Origin of the sequence: Aureimonas sp. ME7, from assembly GCF_903970965.1 — a bacterium.
Lineage (GTDB): Bacteria > Pseudomonadota > Alphaproteobacteria > Rhizobiales > Rhizobiaceae > Aureimonas.
Window position 1 is genome coordinate 42233 of record NZ_CAJCKW010000012.1, and the last position, 17122, is coordinate 59354.

14 protein-coding genes are annotated in these 17122 nt (G+C 67.7%); 8 read left to right on the top strand and 6 right to left on the bottom strand.

The genetic code is table 11. From position 1 onward, the window contains the following. Positions 1 to 38 precede the first annotated feature (38 nt). From H7A85_RS17310 to H7A85_RS17330, 5 genes are all read left to right on the top strand, one after another. A complete protein-coding gene (locus H7A85_RS17310; RefSeq protein ID WP_182087216.1) occupies positions 39 to 593 on the top strand; it encodes a GNAT family N-acetyltransferase in 555 nt (184 codons plus the stop codon). 63 nt (positions 594 to 656) lie between these two features. Then, complete coding sequence (gene mnmG, locus H7A85_RS17315) at positions 657 to 2540, top strand: tRNA uridine-5-carboxymethylaminomethyl(34) synthesis enzyme MnmG (protein WP_182087217.1); 1884 nt, start codon at positions 657 to 659, stop codon at positions 2538 to 2540. Further along, positions 2524 to 3255: a 16S rRNA (guanine(527)-N(7))-methyltransferase RsmG gene (rsmG, locus tag H7A85_RS17320; protein ID WP_182087218.1), complete on the top strand. Its 732-nt coding sequence runs from the start codon at positions 2524 to 2526 to the stop codon at positions 3253 to 3255. Before mnmG ends, rsmG begins: the two co-directional genes overlap by 17 nt. 60 nt (positions 3256 to 3315) lie before the next feature. Beyond that, on the top strand, positions 3316 to 4125 hold the full coding sequence (locus H7A85_RS17325) for a ParA family protein (RefSeq protein WP_244631255.1): 810 nt from the start codon (positions 3316 to 3318) through the stop codon (positions 4123 to 4125). 67 nt (positions 4126 to 4192) lie between these two features. Further along, complete coding sequence (locus H7A85_RS17330) at positions 4193 to 5197, top strand: ParB/RepB/Spo0J family partition protein (RefSeq protein WP_182087219.1); 1005 nt, start codon at positions 4193 to 4195, stop codon at positions 5195 to 5197. A 132-nt stretch (positions 5198 to 5329) separates the two neighbouring features. On the opposite strand, the gene H7A85_RS17335 is transcribed toward H7A85_RS17330, so the two are convergent. The 5 genes from H7A85_RS17335 to leuS are packed head-to-tail and all read right to left on the bottom strand — an operon-like array spanning position 5330 to position 11140. Next, a complete protein-coding gene (locus tag H7A85_RS17335) occupies positions 5330 to 5734 on the bottom strand; it encodes a lysozyme inhibitor LprI family protein (protein ID WP_182087220.1) in 405 nt (134 codons plus the stop codon). A gap of 59 nt (positions 5735 to 5793) precedes the next feature. Beyond that, positions 5794 to 6837: an aldo/keto reductase gene (locus tag H7A85_RS17340; RefSeq protein ID WP_182087221.1), complete on the bottom strand. Its 1044-nt coding sequence runs from the start codon at positions 6835 to 6837 to the stop codon at positions 5794 to 5796. 59 nt (positions 6838 to 6896) lie between these two features. Further along, positions 6897 to 7940, bottom strand: coding sequence for a DNA polymerase III subunit delta (holA, locus tag H7A85_RS17345; RefSeq protein WP_182087222.1), 1044 nt, complete (start codon positions 7938 to 7940; stop codon positions 6897 to 6899). A gap of 13 nt (positions 7941 to 7953) precedes the next feature. Continuing rightward, positions 7954 to 8511: a hypothetical protein gene (locus H7A85_RS17350; protein WP_182087223.1), complete on the bottom strand. Its 558-nt coding sequence runs from the start codon at positions 8509 to 8511 to the stop codon at positions 7954 to 7956. Continuing rightward, a complete protein-coding gene (gene leuS / locus H7A85_RS17355) occupies positions 8498 to 11140 on the bottom strand; it encodes a leucine--tRNA ligase (protein ID WP_182087224.1) in 2643 nt (880 codons plus the stop codon). Before leuS ends, H7A85_RS17350 begins: the two co-directional genes overlap by 14 nt. Positions 11141 to 11532: 392 nt before the next feature. On the opposite strand from leuS, the gene H7A85_RS17360 reads away from it, so the two are divergent. The 3 genes from H7A85_RS17360 to acs all read left to right on the top strand — a co-directional run bounded on the left by H7A85_RS17360 (position 11533) and on the right by acs (position 15510). Next, on the top strand, positions 11533 to 12216 hold the full coding sequence (locus H7A85_RS17360; RefSeq protein WP_182087225.1) for a YggS family pyridoxal phosphate-dependent enzyme: 684 nt from the start codon (positions 11533 to 11535) through the stop codon (positions 12214 to 12216). A 179-nt stretch (positions 12217 to 12395) separates the two neighbouring features. Next, positions 12396 to 13466: an AI-2E family transporter gene (locus H7A85_RS17365; RefSeq protein WP_182087226.1), complete on the top strand. Its 1071-nt coding sequence runs from the start codon at positions 12396 to 12398 to the stop codon at positions 13464 to 13466. A 94-nt stretch (positions 13467 to 13560) separates the two neighbouring features. Continuing rightward, complete coding sequence (acs, locus tag H7A85_RS17370; protein ID WP_182087227.1) at positions 13561 to 15510, top strand: acetate--CoA ligase; 1950 nt, start codon at positions 13561 to 13563, stop codon at positions 15508 to 15510. 6 nt (positions 15511 to 15516) lie between these two features. Here the strand turns inward: acs and H7A85_RS17375 are convergent, their stop codons facing one another. Continuing rightward, positions 15517 to 16527: an HD-GYP domain-containing protein gene (locus tag H7A85_RS17375; RefSeq protein WP_182087228.1), complete on the bottom strand. Its 1011-nt coding sequence runs from the start codon at positions 16525 to 16527 to the stop codon at positions 15517 to 15519. Positions 16528 to 17122: the final 595 nt, after the last annotated feature.

Genomic DNA, 17122 nt, shown 5'->3' on the forward strand with positions numbered 1-17122 from the left:
GCCCCTGGAACTGGGGGGCGTCCTTGGATCGTGGTCGAATGCCGAGACCAGCCGCCGTCCCCAGCGACCCGTTCGTCATCCGCGGCGCCGAGCCGGGCGATGCCGACGGCATCGCGGCCCTGTGCAACCTGCCGGCCTTTCGGTTCGGCACGCTGCGCCTGCCCTTCGAGACCGGCGACAAGGTCCGGCGCCGCCTGTTCGAGGGGCGGTCGGACCTCACCCTCCTCGTGGCCGAAATCGGCCCGCAGATCGTGGGCACCGCCTCGCTCCATCGCGACGCCGGGCGGCGGGCGCATGTCGGGGCGATCGGCATGGGCGTCCACGACGATTTCCACCGCCGCGGCATCGGCCGCGCCCTTCTGTGCGCGCTCCTCGATCTGGCCGACGATTGGCTCGGCCTCCTGCGGCTCGAACTCGACGTCCAGGTCGACAACGATCCGGCCGTCTCGCTCTACCGCTCGGCCGGCTTCGAGATCGAGGGGCGGGCGCGCCAGTCCACCCTTCGCGCCGGCGCCTATGTCGACTGCTTCATCATGGCCCGCCTGCGACCGGTTCCGACGACGCCCTCCTCGACCCCGCCGCTCGCACCCTGACCGCATCGCGTTCGTACGGCATCGATTGACAGCCCGGCGGCGCCAAGGCTTAACCCTTGTCCCATGACACAGGAACCAGTCGAACTCGTCGCCGACGTCGTGGTGATCGGCGGCGGACACGCGGGCGTCGAGGCCGCAAGCGCGGCCGCGCGCGCCGGGGCGTCCACCATTCTCCTGACGCACGCCTTCGAGACGGTCGGCGCGATGAGCTGCAATCCGGCGATCGGGGGCATCGGCAAGGGCCATCTCGTGCGCGAGATCGATGCGCTCGGCGGCATCATGAGCGAGGCCGCCGACCGGGGCGGTATCCAGTTCCGCCTCCTCAATCGACGCAAGGGTCCGGCCGTTCGCGGCCCTCGCACCCAGGCCGACCGCAAGCTCTACAAGGCGGCGGTGCAGGCCGCGGTGCGCGCGCAAGCCGGGCTGCGGGTGGTCAAGGGCGATGCCTTCGATCTCGATCTAGATGAGGGCAACCGCGTCCGGGGCGTCGTCTTGGAGGACGGCCGGCGCATCCGCTGCGGCGCGGCCGTCATCACCACCGGCACCTTCCTGAACGGCCTGATCCACATCGGCACCACCAAGATCCCGGCCGGGCGCGTTGGGGAAAAGCCCTCGCTTGGGCTGTCCGTGACGCTGCGCCGCCTCGGCCTGCGCCTCGGCCGCCTGAAGACGGGTACGCCGGCGCGGCTCGACGGGCGTACGATCGACTGGGCCGGGCTCGACATGCAGCGCCCGGACGACGAGCCTTACCCGTTCTCGTATCTGACGACCCGGATCGACAATCCGCAGATCGACTGCGGCATCACCCGCACGACGCCCGAGACCCACCAGATCATCCGCGACAACCTCCACCGCTCGGCCCTTTATTCCGGGGATATCGAAGGCGTCGGCCCGCGCTATTGCCCCTCGATCGAGGACAAGATCGTCAAGTTCGGCGACCGCGACGGGCATCAGGTGTTTCTGGAGCCGGAAGGGCTGGACGACCCGACGGTCTATCCGAACGGCCTGTCGACATCGCTTCCCGCCGACGTGCAGGAGGCCTTCCTCCGATCGCTTCCGGGTCTCGAACGCGTCGCCATCCTGAAGCCCGGCTATGCCATCGAATACGACCATGTGGACCCGCGCGAGCTTACCCGCTCGCTGGAGGTGCGCGCGGCGCGAGGCCTGTTCCTCGCCGGGCAGATCAACGGAACGACGGGCTACGAGGAGGCGGCGGCGCAAGGGCTGCTCGCCGGGCTCAACGCGGCGCGCCGCGCGGGCGGGGCCGAGCCCGTCGTGGTGGACCGCTCCGACGCCTATCTCGGCGTGATGGTGGACGACCTGACGAGCCGGGGCGTGTCCGAGCCCTATCGCATGTTCACCAGCCGCGCCGAGTTCCGCCTGTCGCTGCGCGCCGACAACGCCGACCGGCGGATGACGCCGCTCGGGATCGAGTGGGGTTTGGTGGACGGCAGGCGCCGCTCGTTGTTCGAGGCCAGCGAACTGGCGCTGACCGACGCGCGCAAGCGCCTCGAATCCCTGTCGCTGACCTCGACCGAGGCCGCCCGCAACGGGCTACCGGTCAATCAGGATGGACGCACGCGAACGGCGTGGCTGCTCCTGTCGCATGCCGACATTTCGCTCGATATGCTCATCAAGGTTTGGCCGGAAATCCAGGATATAAAAGGATCGGTTCGGGAGCGGATCGAAATCGAGGCGGGTTATGACGTTTATCTCGATCGCCAGCGCCGCGACCAGTTGCAGTTGAAGCGGGACGAGGCGCGAGCCATTCCGCAAACGCTCGATTTCGCCGCCATCAAAGGCCTGTCGAACGAGCTTCGCCAGAAGCTGACGGAGCGTCGGCCCACGACGGTCGCCGAAGCCGAGCGCATCGACGGGATGACGCCGACCGCCCTCGCCCTGATCCTCGTCGCCCTTCGAAAGGTGGACCTTGCGCAAGCCGCTTGATCGAAAGGCGGCTCGCCCCGCCGCCTCCCCGAAGCGCTCGACCCCTCCCCGTCCCCGCATGGGCAAGGCGGCGACGGAGGCGAAGCTTGCCGAAGAGCGCTCCGCTGTCCTGTCACGCAACGCTGTTTCACGTGAAACAGTGGAGCGGTTGGACGCCTATGTCACTCTCCTACGCACGTGGCAGGCACGCATTAACCTGATCGCGCCTTCCACCGTGCCGGAAATCTGGACGCGCCATATCGAAGACGGTCTGGTCCTCGGCGAGAAGGCGAAAGCTGTTTCGCGCTGGGTCGATCTCGGCTCGGGTGCCGGACTGCCGGGGATCGTTCTCGGTATTCTTATGGCCGAGCGTGAGGGCGGGTCGGTGCATCTCATTGAGAGCAACGACAAGAAGGCAGCGTTCCTGCGCACGGCCGCGCGCGAGTTGAACCTTCCGGTGACGGTCCATGCGGAGCGGATCGAGGGCTGCGGAGGCGTGCTGGCAGCGGCGGACGGCATCAGCGCCCGGGCGCTGGCCTCGCTCGCCGATCTCTTCTCCCTCGTTGCCCCGCACAAGCGTGAGGACACCATTCTCTGGTTCCTCAAGGGGCGCTCGCACGAGAGCGAAATCGCGGAAGCTGCTGCCCATTGGCGTTCTAACATGGTAAAGCATCCCTCACCCGTCGAGGATGGCTCGGTGGTCCTGGAAATCCGCTCCCTCCAGCGGATCGCCTAAACCCGCCGGCCTTTGGAATGACGCTCGCGCGCACCGCGCCCGGGTTGGAGACGACAGAACATGGACACGCTTTCCGTTCCGCGTATGCGCGTCATTACGGTCGCGAACCAGAAGGGCGGCGTCGGCAAGACCACGACCGCGATCAATCTGGCGACGGCGCTGGCGGCGATCGGCAAGCGCACGCTCCTGATCGACCTCGACCCGCAGGGCAACGCTTCCACGGGTCTCGGCATCGACCGGGAGGACCGCGCGACCTCGTCCTACGACGTCCTCGTCGAGAACGCCTCGATCTCGGAATCGGCGATGGCGACGGCCGTTCCGAACCTGTCGGTCGTGCCCTCAACGCTGGATCTCCTCGGTGTCGAGATGGAGATCTCCAACGCCACGGGGCGCGCCTATCGCCTGCGCGACGCGCTGCATTTCCACGGCGAGGAAGGCACCCAGTTCGACTTCGTGCTGGTGGACTGCCCGCCCTCGCTGAACCTCCTGACGATCAACGCCATGGCGGCGGCGGACGCGATCCTCGTGCCGCTCCAGTGCGAGTTCTTCGCGCTGGAAGGGCTCAGCCAGCTTCTGGAAACGGTGGAGCAGGTGCGCGACACGCTGAACCCCGCCCTGTCGCTGCACGGCATCGTTCTCACCATGTTCGACGGGCGCAACAATCTGGCGAGCCAAGTGGTGCGCGACGTGCGCTCCTACATGGGCGACCACGTCTACGAGACGATCATCCCGCGCAACGTGCGGGTGTCGGAGGCGCCGAGCTTCGGCAAGCCGGCGATCCTCTACGACATGAAATGCCCGGGCAGTCAGGCCTATATCCGCTTGGCGTCCGAGGTGATCCAGCGCGAGCGCGATCTGGCGGCCGCCTGAGCGAATTCGAAACGACAACGAAGGGCGGGCCGAACCGTCCGGTGCTGACCACATGCAGGAGACGCGTATGAGCGAGGACAAGGGTCGCCAGAGGCTGGGGCGCGGGCTCGCCTCCCTGATCGGCGGATCGGCTTCCTCCGGCCTGCCGCAGCGCGCCGCCGGCGCCTTTCCCGCGCCCGTACGCGGGGGAGAGGGGAGCGGCGGTGGCGAGCGGCGCGTGGCCGTGGGCGAGCTTCGCGCCAACCCGAAGAACCCGCGCCGGCATTTCGACGAGACGGATCTCGCCGAGCTCACCGCCTCCGTTCGCCAGCACGGCGTGGTGCAGCCGATCCTGGTGCGCAAGGTGGAAGGGGCGGCCGGCTTCGAGATCGTCGCCGGCGAGCGGCGCTGGCGCGCGGCCAAGGGCGCGGCGCTGAAAGACGTGCCGATCGTCCTTCGCGAGATTTCCGATCGCCAGTCGCTTGAGATCGCGATCATCGAAAACGTCCAACGCGCCGATCTCGACCCGATCGAGGAAGCGATGGGCTACGAGATGCTGATCGCCGAGCACGACTATACGCAGGCCGACCTTGCGGACGTCGTCGGCAAGAGCCGCTCCCATGTCGCCAACACGCTGCGCCTCCTGAAGCTGCCCGACAGCGTCAAGGCGATGGTGAGCCAAGGCCAGCTGTCGGCGGGCGCGGCGCGCACCGCCGTGGTGCAGGACGACCCGGAAGCCTTCGCCCGGCGCATCGTCGAGGAAGGCCTGTCGGTGCGCGAGGCCGAGGTGCTGGCGCGCGGGCCCGAGACCCCGGCGCCCTCCCCCTCCCCCTCCCCTGTGTCCGCTTCCAAGCCGAGCCCCCGGCGCCGCACGCCGATGGCCCCCGCCTCGCCCGAGGCGTCCGACGCGCGCGCCCTCGCCCAGCTTCTCACCGAAACGCTGTCGCTTCCCGTCGCTATCGAGATGGCCGGCCAGGGCGGGACCCTGCGCCTCGACTTCCGCAATCTCGACCAGCTCGACGCGATCTGCCGCCTTCTCCAGTCGGGCGGGCCGCAGGAGGAGAACAAGGGACCGCGCGTTCGCTCGCTCTGAGCGCTCGGCTTCGGGGCGCCGGAACCGGACGTTCGAGATGGGCATGAACTCGAACGATCCGCTCGTATGGGGACGCCGCGCCACGTTCGAGTTCGGCCGTTTCGCCGAAATTCTTCTCCCCCGAAAAGGGTATCAGTTCGGCGGGAGTGGGCAGCTGAGGTCGCCCTCGCCGCAGGCGAGATAATCCTTCAGGTCGCCGGTTCGCCTGTCCGTCAGTTCGGCGCGGCATTGCGCGTTCACCATCGGCTCCGCGCTACCGCCCTCGGTCCCTGAGACGGCGAAGGTGCATTCGGCGTCGCGAAACGCCACCCAGGCGCGCTGGGCGGCCCGCAGGAGGTCGCGGCGCGGGGGCTCCCCCTCCAGGCGTTCCAGAACTTCGGCATAGGCCGTGTTCAGCTTGTCGTCGGCCTGTTCGAACTGCTGCGCGGCGCAGGCGCTGAGGGCCGTCTGGGTGGTCTGGTCGTCGCAGATGTCCGCCGCACTCGCCATCGTGGAACCGATGAGGACGGCAACGATGCAGAAAGCGAAAGTCCGCATGGTGGTTTCCTCCAGTTCGACGCAGGCGGTGCGATCGTCTTTCGCAGACCCCGGTCCGCTCAGCCGCGATCCATAACGAGGTCGGCCGGGCCGAAGCGGTCGCGCGAGGTGTTCTGCTGGTGCCAGTAGGGATAGATCACCGGCGGCCGGCTGACCTCGTCGAGACGCCGACGCTCCTCGTCCGACAGGGTCAGCGCGGCGGCGGCGATGTTGTCGCGGAACTGGTCCTCGCGTCGCCCGCCGATCACCAGCGAGGCGACGGCCGGGCGCCCGAGCAGCCAGGCGAGCGCAACTTGAGCGGCCGAAACGCCTCGTCCCTTCCCAATCTCCACCAGGGCGTCGACGATGCGCCACAGGCGATCCTCGTCGCGGATCGGCGGCTCGGTCCAACCGGCGGTGAGACGGCTTCCCTCGGCGGTCGCTCCCTTGCGATGCTTGCCGGACAGAAGACCGCCGGCGAGCGGGCTCCAGACAAGGACGCCGAGCCCCTGGTCCACCGAAAGCGGCAGGAGCTCGTACTCGGCCTCGCGCGCTTCCAGCGTGTAGTGGATCTGCTGGGTGATGAAGCGCGGATGATGGCGGAGATCGGAAATCCCGAGCCCCTTCATCACCTGCCATGCGGAATAGTTGGAACAGCCGATATAGCGGATCTTGCCCTGGGCCACGAGCGTGTCGAGGGCGGCGATCGTTTCCTCCAGCGGCGTCGTGCCGTCCCATTCGTGGAGGTAGTAGATGTCGATCACATCGGTGCGCAGCCGCTTCAGGGAGCGCTCGCACTCGCGGATCACGTGGTGGCGCGACAGACCCTCGTCGTTCGGCCCTTTTCCGATGCGCGCGCGGACCTTGGAGGCGATCAGGACGTCGTTCGGACGCTTGGCCCCCAGCGCTTCGCCGATGATCTCCTCCGACAGACCGGCGGAATACATGTTGGCCGTGTCGATGAGGTTGATGCCGGCATCGAGGCAAATGTTAATGAGGCTTTTCGCCTCCTCGAGACCGGTCGCCCCGGTGGCGCCGAAGACGCCCGAGCCGCCGAAGGTCATCGTGCCCATGGTGAGCGCGGAGACCTTCAGTCCCGAGCGTCCGAGCGTGCGGTATTCCATGGGTTTCCCTCCCGTTTCTACGGGATGCGAAGGGATCCTCCGCCCTTCGCTTGTCCCGGTCAGCGCCGGTTGCGCGCGCGCCGGCGCGCGGCGTCGACGCCGATCTCCATCAGGCTACGGCGCATGATCGTGATCGCCAAGGCGCTTTCGCGGCGCGACAGGAGAATGTTGGCTTCGAGCCGCGCCAGAACGCCGGAGATGCCCGCTCCGTCCCAGGCGCCGAGCGCGGCTTCCAGCGCCGGGCGTCGGCGGAAATGCGGGCGGCGCTTTTCGACCGCCGCCGAGACGGGCATGCCCCGCTCCACCTCGGCGCGCAGGAGCTGCAAGCCTTGGAAGAAGCGCAGAAGCGCGCCGTGCAGCTGGAAGGTGGACGTGCCGCCCGAAACGAGGCGACCGATGACCTCTGGCAGGCGCTTCACCTCGCCGCTGGCGGCCGCGTCCACCGCCTCGTCCACGGTTTCGGCCGACACGTCGCCGACGATGGCCTCGACGTCCTCCACCGAGATCTGGCTTTTGCCGAGCGCATAAAGGCAGAGCTTGCGGACCTCGCCGCGCGAGGCGCGCCGGTCGGCGCCGAGGCGATCGCGCAGTGCCTCGCGCGCGGTGCGGTCGATCGTGAGCTTGGCTTCAGTCAATTCCTCGTCGATCATCCGATCGAGCGCCTTGTCCTCGTCCTGGTAGCAGGGCAACGCCATCGCGGCGCGCCCGCGCTCGGTCTGGGTGCGCAGGGGCGCGGACTTCTTCAGGTCCCCCGCCTCGATGACGATGGTGCAGCCCGGCGGCGGCTCGGCGGCGAGATCGGCGACGGCGTCGGCGAGGTTTCGCCCGTTGCCCGCGCCCTTGACGCGCACGAGGCGGCGGCCGCCGAACATCGAAACGGTGCGCGCTTCGTCGAACAGGCGGCCGATGTCGCGCTCGAGCTCGTCGGCCTGGAGAACGACGTGAGCGAAGGGGTCGCCCGCTTCGACGCCCGACAGCCGGGCCGCGACCTCGGCCCGCTCCGACACGAGGCCGGGATCGGGTCCGTAAAGGAGGATCACCGGGAAGGACGTGTCGGGCCGCGACAGGAAGGCGTCGACCTCGTGCGCCTTTTTCTGGGCCAAGCCGGCTTCCCCGTCAGTTCTTGGCGACGGTCGGGGTCTGGAAGGCCTCGCGCTGGAGAACGGGCGCGATGGCGCCGAGGATGCGCTCGGCCGCGCCCTCGCCCGCCTGATCGCGCGCATCGATCACCGCGCGCTCGGCGGCGAAGAGCTGGTTGGTCCGGTCGTAGGGCACCATGGCCGAGCGCGTGCCGTTGGCGATCTGCTTGTTGTCGCTCGTGCGCACGAGCTGGTACTGGACGCTCATGCGATAGATCGCGGCGCTCGGCGTGCCCGTGCCCGCTTCCACCGAAGCGACCTGATCGGTGCCGGTGACGGTGTAGCGCAGCTCGTAGAGCGGCGCGGACACGGGCGTCGCGCCGTTCAGCTTGTAAAGGACGGCGTTGCGGAAGACCTGCGCGGTGCGCGTCGAAGCCGGCGTCACGGCGATGCGCCCGCGAAGATCGGTGAGGATCGAGGAGCGCGCGCCGGTCGCCGGATCGACATGGGTCGTGCCGTAGAGCGGGCCGGAGGTGCAGCCGGCCAGAAGCAGCGCCGAGGCGGCCAGAAGTGCGAGGCGGCTAGACGACGACATTGATGATCCTTCCCGGAACCACGACGAGGCGTTTGGGGCTGGCGCCGGCAAGCGCTTCCACCACGAAGGGAAGCGCCAGGGTGGCGGCTTCCACGTCTTCCTTGGCGGCCTTGGCCGAGACGGTGATGTCGCCGCGCTTCTTGCCGTTGATCTGCACCGGCAGGGTGATCTCGTCGACCGCAAGGAGCGCCGGGTCGGCCTTTGGCCAGCGCGCGGCCGCGCACAGGCCGCTTTCGCCCAGCGCGCGCCAGCATTCTTCGGCCAGATGCGGCATCATCGGCGCGACCAGCCGCACGAGAATGGACAGCGCTTCGCGCGCGGCCTCGCGCAGCGACACGTCGGCCTTCAGGGCTTCCGGGGTCAGGGCGGCGGACAGGGTGTTGACGAGCTCGTAGAGCCGCGCGACGCCCTTGTTGAAGGCGAGGCGCTCGATGTCGTCGCCGACACCCGCCGCCGTCCGGTGCGCAGCGCGGCGAACGGCGGTGGCCGCGCTGCTCGTTTCCGCAAAGCCCTGTTCCAGCCCGTTCAGGACCTCGGCGGTCTCGGCCACGAGCCGCCAGACGCGCTGCACGAAGCGGTGCGCGCCTTCCGCGCCCGCTTCCGTCCAGATCACGTCGCGCTCGGGGGGCGAATCCGACAGCATGAACCAACGGGCGGTGTCGGCGCCGAGCGAGCCGATGATGTCGTCGGGATCGACGACGTTCCGCTTCGACTTCGACATCTTCTCGATGCCGCCGATCTCGATCGGAGCGCCGGTGGACAGGCGGCGGGCGGTGCGGGACCCTTCGATCTCCTCGATCGCGACATCGGCGGGCGGCACCCATTCCCGCCCGTCGCGGTAGGTCTCGTGCACCACCATGCCTTGGGTGAAGAGGCCGCGGAACGGCTCGTCGAAGCCGACATGGCCGGTGGCGCGCATCGCGCGGGTGAAGAAGCGCGAATACAGAAGATGCAGGATCGCGTGCTCGATGCCGCCGATATACTGGTCCACCGGCAGCCAGCGGTCGGCGACCGCCGGAACGGTCGGCTCGGGCGCGCGGGGGCTTGTGAAGCGCGTGAAGTACCACGAGGAATCGACGAAGGTGTCCATCGTGTCGGTTTCGCGCAGGGCTTCGCCGCCGCATTGCGGGCAGGTGGCGTGGCGCCAGGTCGGATGGCGGTCGAGCGGGTTGCCGGGCTTCTCGAAGTCGATGTCGTCCGGCAGGCGCACGGGCAGGTTCTCGCGGCGCTCCGGCACGACGCCGCAGGCTTCGCAATGGAGAACCGGGATCGGGCAGCCCCAGTAGCGCTGGCGCGAGATGCCCCAGTCGCGCAGGCGGAAGTTGACGCGGCGTGTCCCCACCGGGCGATTGCCGAGCGTTTCGGCTTCCAGGCGCGTCGCCACGGCGTCGAAGCCTTCCGCCGGGGTCAGCCCGTCGAGGAAGCGCGAGTTGAAGAGGCGCCCGTCCCCGTCATAGGCGGTCGCCTCCACATTGAAGCTCGAAGCGTCGCCGCCGTCCGGCAGGACCACGGGCGTGACGGGGAGGCCGTACTTTCGCGCGAAGTCGAGGTCGCGCTGGTCGTGCGCCGGGCAGCCGAAGATGGCGCCCGTGCCGTATTCCATCAGAACGAAGTTGGCGACATAGACCGGCACCGTCCATTCGGGGTCGAGCGGATGGACGGCCCGCAGCCCCGTGTCGAAGCCGCGCTTTTCCGCGGTCTCGATCTCGGCCGCCGCCGTGCCGCCGCGCTTCACCTCGTCGATGAAGGCCTGGAGGTCCGGGTTCGCTTCGGCGGCCGCCTTGGCTAGTGGGTGATCAGGCGCCACTGCGAGGAATGAGGCGCCGAACAGCGTGTCGGGGCGCGTCGTGAAGACCTCGATCTCCGGTCGAATCTCGTCGCCTGCGACGATCGCGGCTGAAAGCGCCGTACCGGATTCTAGCGCCCAGCGTACCGACAGACCTTCCGACTTGCCGATCCAGTTGCGCTGCATGGTGCGCACCTTGTCCGGCCAGCCGGGCAGCGCGTCGAGCGCGGACAGAAGGTCGTCGGCATAGTCGGTGATGCGGAAGAACCATTGCGTCAGCTCTCGGCTTTCGACCTCGGCGCCCGAGCGCCAGCCGCGCCCGTCGATCACCTGCTCGTTGGCGAGCACGGTCTGGTCCACCGGGTCCCAATTCACCTTGGACTTGCGCCGGTAGGCGAGACCCTTGTCCAGCATGTCGAGGAAGAGGCGCTGCTGCTGCTCGTAGTATTCGACGTCGCAGGTGGCGAACTCGCGGGACCAGTCGAGCGACAGGCCCATGCTTTTGAGCTGGCCGCGCATGGTGGCGATGTTCTGGTAGGTCCATTCGCGCGGATGGACCTTGTTCTGCATGGCGGCGTTCTCGGCCGGCATGCCGAACGCGTCCCAGCCCATCGGGTGGAGGACGTTGAACCCTTGCGCCCGCTTGTAGCGCGCCACGACGTCGCCCATCGCGTAGTTGCGCACGTGGCCCATGTGGATGCGGCCCGAGGGATAGGGGAACATCTCGAGGACGTAGTAGGGCTGGCCGTCGGCGTCCGTGTCCGTCTCGAAAAGCTTCGCCTGCCCCCAAGCCTCCTGCCAGCGGGGTTCGGCGGCGCGGGGATTGTATCGTTCGATGGCCATTTCGGGCGGTGGTTCCTGCGGAGACGTGGATGCGGGCGGGCAAGGCGCGGAGCCTCGGGCATAAGTCAATATTGACTTATCGCCGCCTTCACAAGCTCGCGGGGAGACCGCATAACAGCGCCTTCGAAGACAGAAGCAGACGCGCGACGCCAGCCCGCGCCGCCGCGGAGGATGAGCCCCCGCGGCCTTGGCATAGGCTTTGTCTTCGAAAGGAGTGATCGCGATGTGGTTGATACCGCTGTATCATCACGCTTGAGATGAAACGGCCCCGGAGAGGCCGGCAAGCTATCCTCCGGGTCCAACTCTTCATCTAAGGCGAAGGGTGTCGGAGTTAGCGCTCCGGCACCTGCTCCTCAATCTAATTCGAAACCGTGCTGCCTTCAAGGAACGCCATGAGCGAGACCGCCGTCCAACGCCTCGAGGAGATCCGGGCCCGCATCCGCGCCGCCGAGGAAGAGGCCCGACGCCCCGCGGGTTCGGTGGAGCTCGTCGCCGTGTCGAAGACCTTCGAGGCCGACGACATCCGCCCCGTGCTCGGGGCCGGACAGCGCGTCTTCGGCGAGAACCGCGTTCAGGAAGCGGGGGCGAAGTGGCCGGCCCTGCGCGAGGAGTTCACAGGCGTCGAACTCCACTTGATCGGCCCGCTCCAGAGCAACAAGGCGGCGGAGGCGGTGGCGCTGTTCGACGTGATCGAGACTGTGGACCGGGACAAGATCGCCGGCGCGCTCAAGAAGGAGATGGAACGCCAGAACCGGCGTCCGCACCTCTACGTGCAGGTCGATATCGGCGAGGAAGCGCAGAAGGCCGGCATCGCGCCGCGCGAGGCGGCCGAGTTCGTTCGGCGCTGCCGCGAAAGCCACGGTCTCGCGATCGAGGGGCTGATGTGCATTCCCCCCGTGGCGGAGCATCCCGGGCCTTATTTCGCGCTTCTCCAGAAGATCGCCGGGGAAGCCGGCGTCCCGAAGCTGTCCATGGGCATGTCGGGCGACTTCGAGCGCGCCATCCCGTTCGGCGCGACGAGCGTTCGCGTGGGGTCGGCGATCTTCGGCCATCGCGCGGCCAAGGACCCGGCCTGACGGGCGGCGAGCGGCGCTCCGGCAGGGCTGGGGTCCCTGCCGTGCGCCGCGCATGTTCCCGAGGGGGCGGGGCGCCTTATATGCCCGCTCGCGATCCGACGCTCGTGCCGGAGCGCCCATGGCCCCGAACGGCGGATCCCTGACAAGGGACCCGGCCCTTCCCATCCGGATCGACCCCCGTGACCGATACATCCGCGCCCGACGCCGCCGTTCCCCCGCGCCTCGCCTATCGAACCGTGACGATGGCGGCGATCGTCTTGGGCCTGATCCTCCTCGTGGTGGTGTTCTCGCTGGCGGCGTCCGCCTTCTTCCTGATCTTCGCGAGCCTCCTGATCGCGGCGATCTTCTGCGGCCTCGCCCGGCTTCTCCAGCGTACAGGCATGCCCCGTTGGCTGGCGCTCGCCATCGTCTATCTCGTGACCTTCGCGCTCATCATCGCCCCCGTCGCCTGGGGCGGCGTCGCCCTGGTGCAGCAGTTCAACGATCTGATTGGGGGCGTTCGCAACCAGGCGAACCAGCTCTTGTCCTCGCTTTCGGACATGGGCCTTCCCGTCAGCCAGGAGATCAAGTCGGGCGACATCCAGTCGATCGTCTCCGACCCGTCCGGCTTCATGTCCTCGGCCGGCCAGGCCGTGTTCGGGGCGCTCGGAGGGCTCGGCAACTTCTTCGTCGTCCTGTTCCTGGCGATCTTCGTGTCGTGGCAGCCGACGCTCTACCGCGACGGGCTGGTGTCCTTGTTTCCCAAGGAGAAGCGCGCGCGAATTTCCGAGGTTCTCGAAAAGAGCGCGCATTCGCTCCTGATGTGGGTGGCGGGCGATTCCATCTCGATGCTGCTGATCTTCACCGTGTCCTGGGCGGGCCTTGCGCTGATCGGGGTCAACGGCGCGTTTCTTCTGGCGCTGCAGGCCGGCATCCTCGCCTTCATCCCGACGCTCGGCGCGTTCGTGGCCGGCGTCATCATCGTGCTCGCCTCGCTGGCGCAAGGGGTGGACACCGCGCTTTGGGCGCTCGGGCTGTATCTCCTGATCCAGGGCGTCGAGAGCAACATCGCCCAGCCCATCGCCCAGCGCTACACGACTGCCCTTCCCCCGGCGCTGACGCTGTCCACCCAGATCGTTTTCGGGCTCCTGTTCGGCCTCCTCGGCTTCGTGCTCGCCGTGCCGGTGGTCGCCGTCCTGATGACGATGATCCAGGAGCTCTACGTGAAGGACGTTCTGGGCGGGCCGGTGGAAAGCGCCGAAGACGCCTGAACCCGATAAAGGTTTCTTCGGGCGGGGAGCCGTTCTAGTCTGCGAGGCGAAGCGCCAGCCGGGAGCGGCGCGGAGCCAACGCGGAGGACTTTGAATGAACACGATCGCCGTCAAGGATGAATGGAAGGCCGGAGCGCGGATCACCAAGGCCGATTACGAGGCCGGATACCAACGCTCGGTTTCCGATCCCGACGGGTTCTGGGGCGAGCACGGGCTGCGGCTCGACTGGATCAAGCCCTATTCGATCGTCAAGAACACCTCGTTCGAGCCCGGCAACGTCTCCATCAAATGGTTCGAGGACGGCACCCTGAACCTCTCGGCCAACTGCCTCGACCGGCACCTGCTCGAGCGCGGCGACCAGACGGCGATCATCTGGGAAGGCGACGACCCCGCCGATTCGCGCCGCATCTCCTATCGCGAACTGCATGCCGACGTGTGCCGCATGGCCAACGTCCTCCGGGATCTCGGCGTCCGGCGCGGCGACCGGGTGTCGATCTACATGCCGATGATCCCGGAGGCGGCGGTCGCCATGCTAGCCTCGGCCCGCATCGGTGCGGTGCATTCGGTGGTGTTCGGCGGCTTCTCGCCCGACGCGCTCGCCGGTCGCATGGAAGGCTCGGGCTCCAAGGTCCTGATCACCGCCGACGAGGGCCTGCGCGCGGGCCGCAAGGTTCCCTTGAAGGCGAACGCCGACCGGGCGATCGAGATCGCGGCCGCGGCCGGCCACACCGTGGACAAGGTGCTCCTCGTCCGGCGCACGGGCGCCGAGGTCGGCTTCACGGAAGGGCGCGACGTCTGGTGGCACGAGGCGCGCGAGACGGCTTCGGTGCAGGCCGAGCCGGCGGAGATGGGAGCGGAGGATCCGCTCTTCATCCTCTACACGTCCGGCTCCACCGGCAAGCCGAAGGGCGTTCTCCACACCACGGGCGGCTATCTCGTCTGGGCCTCGATGACGCAGGAAACCGTCTTCGACGTGCGCGAGGGCGAGGTGTTCTGGTGCACCGCCGATGTCGGCTGGGTGACGGGCCATTCCTACACGGTCTACGGTCCGCTCACCAACGGCGGCACGACGGTGATGTTCGAGGGCGTGCCGAACTTTCCCGATGCCGGGCGCTTCTGGCAGTTGGTCGACAAGCACGCCGTCAATCTCTTCTACACCGCGCCCACCGCCATCCGCGCCCTGATGGGGGCGGGCGACGAGTTCGTGAAGCGTTCCTCGCGCCGCTCGCTGCGGGTGCTCGGCACGGTCGGCGAGCCGATCAACCCGGAAGCTTGGATGTGGTTCTACCGCACGGTCGGCGAAGAGCGCTGCCCGATCGTCGACACCTGGTGGCAGACCGAGACCGGCGGCCACCTGATCACCCCGCTGCCGGGCGCGACCGACCTGAAGCCCGGCTCGGCGACGATGCCCTTCTTCGGCGTCCGGCCCGAGCTCGTGGACGCCGACGGCAAGGTTCTGGACGGCGCGGCGGAGGGGAACCTGTGCATCGCCGATAGCTGGCCCGGCCAGATGCGCACCGTCTTCGGCGACCACGAGCGCTTCGAGCAGACCTATTTCTCGACCTATCCCGGCAAGTACTTCACCGGCGACGGCGCCCGGCGCGACGCGGACGGCTACTGGTGGATCACGGGCCGCGTCGACGACGTCATCAACGTATCGGGCCATCGGATGGGAACGGCGGAGGTGGAATCCGCGCTCGTTTCGCACCCGAAGGTCGCGGAAGCAGCCGTGGTCGGCTACCCGCACGACGTGAAAGGGCAGGGGATCTACTGCTACGTCACGCTGATGGAAGGCGAGGATCCGACGGACGCTCTCAAAAAGGAACTCGTCGCCCATGTGCGATCGGAGATCGGGCCGATCGCCTCGCCCGACAAGATCCAGTGGGCGCCCGGTCTGCCGAAGACGCGCTCGGGCAAGATCATGCGCCGGATCCTGCGCAAGATCGCGGAGGACGAATTCTCCGCGCTCGGCGACACCTCGACGCTCGCCGATCCCGGCGTCGTCGACGAGCTGATCGAGAACCGCGAGAACCGTCGGCCTTAAGCCGGCTTACGGTCTAGCTTGAGCCGGCGAACGATTGGCGTTGGAGGGTTTCTGGCCCTTGACGCCGATGCTGCGGAAGAACTGGTCGAGCAGCACCCGGTCGAAATGGCCCTCCCATTCCCACATGCGGCGGAAGGCGGTCTTGGCCGACCACGCTTCCTTGTAGGGGCGCACCGAGGTCACCGCGTCGTAGACGTCGCAGATCGCCGCGATGCGGACACCGAGCGAGATTTCGTCGTCGGCAAGGCCTTTGGGGTAGCCGGCCCCGTCGATCCGCTCGTGATGATGGAGGCAGACCTCGCGCACCATATCCGGCAGGTCCTGGTTTTCCAGCATGCGAAAGCCTTCGAGGGGATGGGTGCGCATCAGCGCCATCTCCTCCTCGCTCAAGGTGTCGCGCTTGCCCAGGAGCTCGCTCGGGAGCGTCGCCTTGCCGATGTCGTGGAAAAGGCCGGCAAGCCCGAGCGTCTGGACGAATTCCGGATCGAGACGCAGGAAACGCCCGAAATGCGTCATCAGCGCGCAAACGGCGACCGAGTGGAGATAGCTGTACTCGTCCTTGGTCTTCAACCGGGTGATGCCGAGAAGCGCATGGGGCCGATGGCGCATCGCGCTCGCCACCTCGTCGACGATCGCCGCCGCCCGTCCGGGATGGATGGGCTGGCCGCCGCGCGCGTCGTCGAAGAGTTCGCGCAGCGCACGCGTGGTGCGGCGAAGGGTTTCGCGCGCCCGCGCGATCTGCGGGTCGACGGGTGCGCGGCCAAGGCGAGGCGAGGCGGCGGTGGATCGGATGGCCGAAAGGGGCGGGGAGGGGGGAAGTTTCTGCACCTTCGGACCCAGCCCCTTGTCCAGGTCGATGACGAGGGTGCTGACGCTGCTGTTCTGCAGCTTCAGGAGCGAGTCGTGGTCGTTGATGACGAAGCGCTGCGTCCAGAAGGGGTGGTCGAGCCACGACCCTTCAAGGCTTTCCACGAACATGCCCAGGCGCGCTTGATGGCGCTCGATCCGCAACAGCATTCGACCTTTTCCGCACTCCCGGTCGGACACTTCAATCTTGCACGAAGCATTTAAGGTTGCGTTGCAGGGGCTTTCGGGCCGGACGGGTAGATGGGAAGACGGCTGAAGATCAGGTTCCCGCACGGTTTTCCGCTTGGCGAACACAGCCCGCTCCCGCGATCGCATCGGGCATGCCCTCCGAACCCGAAGGGCTGCTCGAAGGACGACGATCGCCAAGGTGCCTTGAAGTGAAGTTCCGGCGAACGGGCTGATCGAATTGCCGCATCGCCCCCTTCGCCCTTGCGCTCCTTGCTTGAGGACCCCATACTTTCTCTCGTTTTCAACGAAGCGAAAGGAGGTGATCCGATGTCGAGTGATTTCCGAGTGCCGGCCGGGTCCATGGGTTCTATGGTGGCGACGAAGCAGCCTTCTTCGCTGATCTGACGACCTCGCGGTACCGGCAGCGGTCAGCAGACCCGCCGGCACGCCAGACTTCACGGAAGGCCGTTTCCTCAAAAGGGAAGCGGCCTTTTTTCATGGGCGCTTCATCGTCTTTTCCGCTCGAACGCGGCGTTCGATCACGTCCGCTTGACCAAAACCCGCGACGGGTCCATAT

Bases quoted from the DNA above. Each gene is read 5' to 3' on its own strand.
- H7A85_RS17310 (WP_182087216.1), top strand. From the start codon at position 39: ATGCCGAGACCAGCCGCCGTCCCCAGCGACCCGTTCGTCATCCGCGGC.
- mnmG (WP_182087217.1), top strand. From the start codon at position 657: ATGACACAGGAACCAGTCGAACTCGTCGCCGACGTCGTGGTGATCGGC.
- H7A85_RS17325 (WP_244631255.1), top strand. From the start codon at position 3,316: ATGGACACGCTTTCCGTTCCGCGTATGCGCGTCATTACGGTCGCGAAC.
- H7A85_RS17330 (WP_182087219.1), top strand. From the start codon at position 4,193: ATGAGCGAGGACAAGGGTCGCCAGAGGCTGGGGCGCGGGCTCGCCTCC.
- H7A85_RS17335 (WP_182087220.1), bottom strand. From the start codon at position 5,734: ATGCGGACTTTCGCTTTCTGCATCGTTGCCGTCCTCATCGGTTCCACG.
- H7A85_RS17340 (WP_182087221.1), bottom strand. From the start codon at position 6,837: ATGGAATACCGCACGCTCGGACGCTCGGGACTGAAGGTCTCCGCGCTC.
- H7A85_RS17350 (WP_182087223.1), bottom strand. From the start codon at position 8,511: ATGTCGTCGTCTAGCCGCCTCGCACTTCTGGCCGCCTCGGCGCTGCTT.
- leuS (WP_182087224.1), bottom strand. From the start codon at position 11,140: ATGGCCATCGAACGATACAATCCCCGCGCCGCCGAACCCCGCTGGCAG.
- H7A85_RS17360 (WP_182087225.1), top strand. From the start codon at position 11,533: ATGAGCGAGACCGCCGTCCAACGCCTCGAGGAGATCCGGGCCCGCATC.
- acs (WP_182087227.1), top strand. From the start codon at position 13,561: ATGAACACGATCGCCGTCAAGGATGAATGGAAGGCCGGAGCGCGGATC.
- H7A85_RS17375 (WP_182087228.1), bottom strand. From the start codon at position 16,527: ATGCTGTTGCGGATCGAGCGCCATCAAGCGCGCCTGGGCATGTTCGTG.